The 5,476-nt window shown below is 33.2% G+C and carries 4 protein-coding genes; all 4 read left to right on the top strand.

Annotated elements, in window-relative coordinates; genetic code table 11:
• Positions 1-19: 19 nt before the first annotated feature.
• Positions 20-1,456, top strand: coding sequence for an N-6 DNA methylase (locus PHI38_RS08760; RefSeq protein WP_299855181.1), 1,437 nt, complete (start codon positions 20-22; stop codon positions 1,454-1,456).
• Positions 1,443-2,759, top strand: coding sequence for a restriction endonuclease subunit S (locus PHI38_RS08755; RefSeq protein WP_299855178.1), 1,317 nt, complete (start codon positions 1,443-1,445; stop codon positions 2,757-2,759). Before PHI38_RS08760 ends, PHI38_RS08755 begins: the two co-directional genes overlap by 14 nt.
• Positions 2,759-3,685 (top strand): SIR2 family protein, encoded by a 927-nt coding sequence (locus tag PHI38_RS08750; RefSeq protein WP_299855176.1) that lies wholly within the window; start codon positions 2,759-2,761, stop codon positions 3,683-3,685. The genes PHI38_RS08755 and PHI38_RS08750 overlap by 1 nt, the downstream gene beginning before the upstream one ends.
• Before the next feature lie 107 nt (positions 3,686-3,792).
• Positions 3,793-5,476: hypothetical protein (locus tag PHI38_RS08745; protein ID WP_299855173.1), on the top strand; the 1,684-nt coding region annotated here is incomplete at its 3' end.

Genomic DNA, 5,476 nt, shown 5'->3' with positions numbered 1-5,476 from the left:
TAAAAGGAACAAATAAATTATGGCAGATATTTCAAATATCGTAAAATCAATTCAAAACATTATGAGAACAGATACGGGTGTCGATGGAGATGCTCAAAGAATTTCACAACTTGTGTGGATGCTTTTTCTAAAAGTATTTGATGCAAAAGAGGAAGAGTTTGAACTAGAAAATGAAAATTACAGATCTCCAATCCCTCAAAAACTTAGATGGAGAAGTTGGGCTACGGATGATGAGGGGTTAACTGGGGAAGAGTTAATGCTTTTTATAAACAATGAGCTTTTTCCTACGCTAAAAGAGCTTGACATCACGACATCAAATGCTTACGCTCCACTTGTAAAAGGTATGTTTGAAGATGCCTACAACTATATGAAATCTGGAACACTTCTAAGACAGGTAGTAAATAAACTTGAAGAGATACATTTTGACAATCTCTCAGACAGACATCTTTTCAATGACATGTACGAGCAGATACTCAAAGATCTTCAAAGTGCAGGAAACGCAGGAGAGTACTACACACCAAGAGCCGTGACAGAGTTCATAGTGCAGATGGTTGATCCAAAACTCGGTGAGAAGGTATTTGACCCTGCATGTGGAACGGGAGGCTTTCTTATAAGCTCCATAAACCACATTATGAAAAGTGATGTAAAAACGGCAGAAGATAAAAAGACACTAGAACATACAATCCAAGGGATAGAGAAAAAACAGCTCCCCTACATGCTATGTCTAACTAACCTTATACTTCACGATATAGAAACGCCAAGTATCAGACATGATAACTCGTTATCTTATCCCCTAAAAGACATTACTCCAAATGAGAGAGTGGACTGCATCGTGGCAAATCCGCCTTTTGGAGGAACGGAAGAGCAAGGGATAGAAAACAACTTCCCAGCAACTTACCGTACAAGAGAGACGGCAGACCTGTTTCTACTACTGTTTATACAGATGCTAAAACCAAGAGGAAGAGCTGGGATAGTTCTGCCAGACGGTACACTTTTTGGTGATGGCGTAACGGCTAGGATAAAGGAAAAACTCCTTGAAGAGTGTAACCTACACACCATAGTAAGACTTCCAAACGGGATATTTGCTCCCTATACGGACATCAACACAAATCTGCTTTTCTTTACAAAAGGTGAGCCAACAAAAGAGATATGGTACTATGAACAACCACTGCCATCAGGGTATAAAAAATACACAAAAACAAAACCCGTAAAACTACAAGACTTTGAAGAGCTGAAAAAGTGGTGGAACGATAGAGTTGAAAATGAACTGGCTTACAAAGTGAGCATTGACACTATCAAAGCAAATAACTTTAATCTTGATGTAAAAAATCCTCATAAGGGTGAAGTAGAAGAAGAACTTACAACAAGCGAGATTATAGATAAGATAGAAGCTTCGATGAGTAAAAGTGTAGAGCTACTTGAAGAGATAAGAGGTTTGGCTAATGCGAGAGGTTAAATTCTCAGAAGTCTTAAAACAGTACAAAATATACCATTTTGTTGAAGATGATACAGAATACAGACAAGTAACTATTTCTATACATAGTGGGGTTTCATTTCGTGGAACTAAATTTGGTAGAGATATTGGGCGTAAGAGACAGTTTGTTATAGACCTTGAAGAGTATCCTAATACTTTTATCTTCACACGACAAGGTGTTCAAAATGGTTCTTACGGTATAGCTCCAAAAGAGGTTCATGGTTGTGTAGTAACTGAAAATATGCCTATGTTTTCAATAGAAGCAACTTTAAATCCTGAGTATCTTGAATACTATTTACAAACTAATCATTTTCAAGACCAGTTACAAGCTTTAAATGCTTCTGGATCGGCACAAAAAAGTATTCATGAAAAAGTATTGTTGCAACTAAATATTTTATTGCCAGAGATAGAAGAACAAAAATCAATAGTAGATGAAATCAAATCTGTAGAAAATAAACAATCAAAAGTTTTAGAAGAACTTCAAACACAATCAAAACTAATAAACAAACTTAGAAGCTCAATACTCAGTGATGCAGTAAGCGGTAAGCTAGTTCCACAAGATCCAAATGATGAAAGTGCAGAGGTTTTACTAGAGAAGATAAAAGCAGAAAAAGAGAAGCTCATCAAAGAGGGAAAAATAAAAAAACAAAAACCTCTACCACTAATCAGTGAAGATGAAATACCTTATGAACTTCCAGATGGATGGGTTTGGTGTAGGTTAAGCAATGTTTGTAAAAATATTCATTATGGCTATACTGCATCAGCTGAACAAACTTGTGATGAACCTAAAATGCTCCGTATTACAGATATTCAAAATAATTCTGTAAACTGGGAAAGAGTACCACATTGTAAGATTTCAGATGAAGAAATGGAAAAATATTTACTCAAAGAGAGGGATATATTAGTTGCAAGAACTGGTGGAACAGTAGGAAAATCATTTTTGATGACAAATGTTCCTGTTAAATCTGTTTTTGCCTCATACTTAATAAGACTTATCCCCAGCAATTTTATAAATGAACAGTATTTAAAATTAATACTTGAAAGCCCATTGTATTGGAAGCAAATTATCGCAAAATCAATGGGTACAGGGCAACCAAATGTTAATGGTACATCTTTAGGAGAGCTAGTAATGAGTTTCCCCCCACTAGAAGAACAAAAACGAATAGTTGAAAAAGTAGAAAAACTTATGGCTACATGCGATGCACTGGAACTTGAAGTACAAAACAGCAAAACAGAAACAGAAAAACTAATGCAAAGCGTACTTAAAGAGGCGTTTGAGAACTAATGGAAATAATAGAAATACCTGAACTACCACCACAAATAAAAAGAGCTGCCGAACTTGGTGAACTGGTAATATTTATAGGTGCAGGTATGTCTTATGAACTAGGTTGTAGAGATTGGAATGGACTAGCAAACGATTTAATCAAACGATGTGAAAATACATTAGGCTCAGATGAACCATTACTAAATAACTTTGAAGCAACACAATTAAAAAACATGCTTGAACAAAGTGGCAATAGTAAAAAAGTGATTACCATATGTAATGGCATTTTATCTCAAAGTGGGAATGATGAACTTTTTTTGGAAGAGATGAAAAAATCACTAAACGATGATAAAGTTACATCAACAAACCCAAAACTAAAAACTTATAGAGATCTTCTTAATCTAAACGGCATTTTTGTCACTACAAACGCTGACAGACACATAGACCAAATATTTAACCCTCAAAATATCATAACAAATAAGTTTACAGGAAGCACTGCACTTGTAAATAAAAATTTGTACAAAATACATGGCAGTATAAATGAACCTGCTAGTTTGATTTTTACGGTCGAACAATATTTTACAAGATACAAAGACAAGGAGTTTATAAAATTTTTAGAATCACTTTTTACCAAAACAGTGCTATTTGTAGGTTACGGGCTTGGGGAATTTGAATTACTAGAGCATATGTATAAAAATATTACCCTTAGTGAAAATCATTATTTTTATCTTGGTGGGTACTATACTCATGAAAAAAGACTTTGTGATTTTGAACAGATGTATTTTGATCAGATGAAAGTGAAGCTCATACCATATTCAAAAGATAAAAAAGGGTTTAAGCAGTTGCCAATCGTTATAGAAGAGTGGGTAAAGCAAATTCAAACTACGACAAATGTTTTGCAAAATAATTTTGATGAGATAGATGAAGTGTTAAGGAATCCGTTTTGAATAAAGTCGAATCAACTATCCAAAAAATGAAGCTAAATGCAGATTATGAAAAATACTTTTTTCAAAATGCTTCAAAGTATCAAAATCTCTATGTTTGGCTTGACCCATTGTATAAAGAAAACTATTTTAAACCTCAAAAGGACATGAGAATTTTTTTGAGTTTTTTAGAAACAGTTTCTTTGCAAAATAAAGAAGAAGAGAGAAGTGAGACTACTAAGATTTTACTTGATATAGTCAATGCATTTTTTGAGTATAGAAAAGAGCATAAAAGTTATGATTATTACACTGATTATTCTATAGTTAAAATTTTGTTTAATCTCCCAAAGGAGAATATAACACTAGAACATATTGACCTGATTCATATGCTTTTGAAAGACTCTGGAGGTAGCGGTCTATTAAACAGTGAAATTGAAAAAATTGTCTTACCTGTGCTGATTGAGAATAGTATGATTGAATATATCTTAAAACTTTTAAGGGTTATTTTTGATTATGATATCAAAGATAAGGGGAAATCTTATCAGGAGAGAGAGCCATTACTTGAAAAATATTGGTTAAATAGCCTTTTAGAGAAACACTCTAAATCAATAGTTGAAATGATTGATATAGCTGGGCTTGAGATATTAATATCCATTTTAGAACAGGTTATTGAGGAAGATGAGGCTGCATTTAACAATGTCTGGATAGCTTCTATTGAAGATCACCCTCAAAATAGTTTTCCTGAAAGGTATGATAATCAGCTTATATCTTTTACAAGAGATCTGTTAGAGTATCTTGATGCAGATAAGGTAAAAAAAATTTTAGAAAATTTTTTAGATGAAGAACATCCTATTTTTAAAAGGTTAGCATTTCATACTATCAACAATAAGTATGATGAATTAAAAGAGTTGTTTTGGAACTGGTTTGATGCTTATAAAGATACGATAAATACTACCTTCAAACATGAACTTTATAAACTTTTGCAAGATAATAACGGTAAATTTAGCGAAGATGAATTCGAAAAGTTGATAGATTGGATAGAAAGCTTAGATTACTCCAAATATTATGATGATGCTTCTGCTGAACAGTTGGAGATTGTTACAGCCTATAAGAAAAAAGAGTGGTTGTGGAGTATCAAAGCATCGAGTGCGAAAGCACAAGAATTGTATGAAAAATATAATGCTGTAAACTCTTCTGATCTAGAACATCCAGGGTTTGATATGTGGAGTAGTGGCGTAGAGTGGATTGGTCATCAAAGTCCTATTGAAGAGCAACAAGTTTTTTGCAATAAAACAGTAGATGAAATTATCCAAGTAATCAAAACATTTGATCCATCAAAAATAGAAAAAGAGAGATTTACTAGAGATAGTGATCTGATTGAGGGACTGGCTAATGATTTGGCAGATTGTGTAAAAGAAAATCCAAATAAGTATTCGTTAGAAATAGAGAGGTTTATAGAGCTACAGTGGATCTACAAATATCATCTTATATACGGTTTTACAAACGCTTGGAAAGAAAAGAAAAAATTTGAGTGGGGCAAAGTTTTTGAGTTTATTTTAAAAATATTAGATAAAGATTTTTTTGCATCAGAAGAGCAATATGTATTATGGCTAAAAGGTCAAATAGCAAGTTTAATAGAAGATGGAACAAAAAGTGATGATAATGCATTTGATAAGAAATATCTTCCTCAAGCAAAAGAGATTATTTTTTTACTACTAGAACAAAAGGAAGAAGAGCAAATAGAATATGACAATGATATGAGTACTTATGTGCTAAATTCTATCAATGGCAAAGCATTGCACGCACTTATTAACT

The sequence above is a fragment of the Sulfurimonas sp. genome, assembly GCF_028694895.1.
In the GTDB taxonomy this organism is placed as follows: domain Bacteria; phylum Campylobacterota; class Campylobacteria; order Campylobacterales; family Sulfurimonadaceae; genus Sulfurimonas.
Note: the sequence above shows the minus strand (reverse complement) of the source record. Positions and strands in the feature narration are given on the sequence as shown.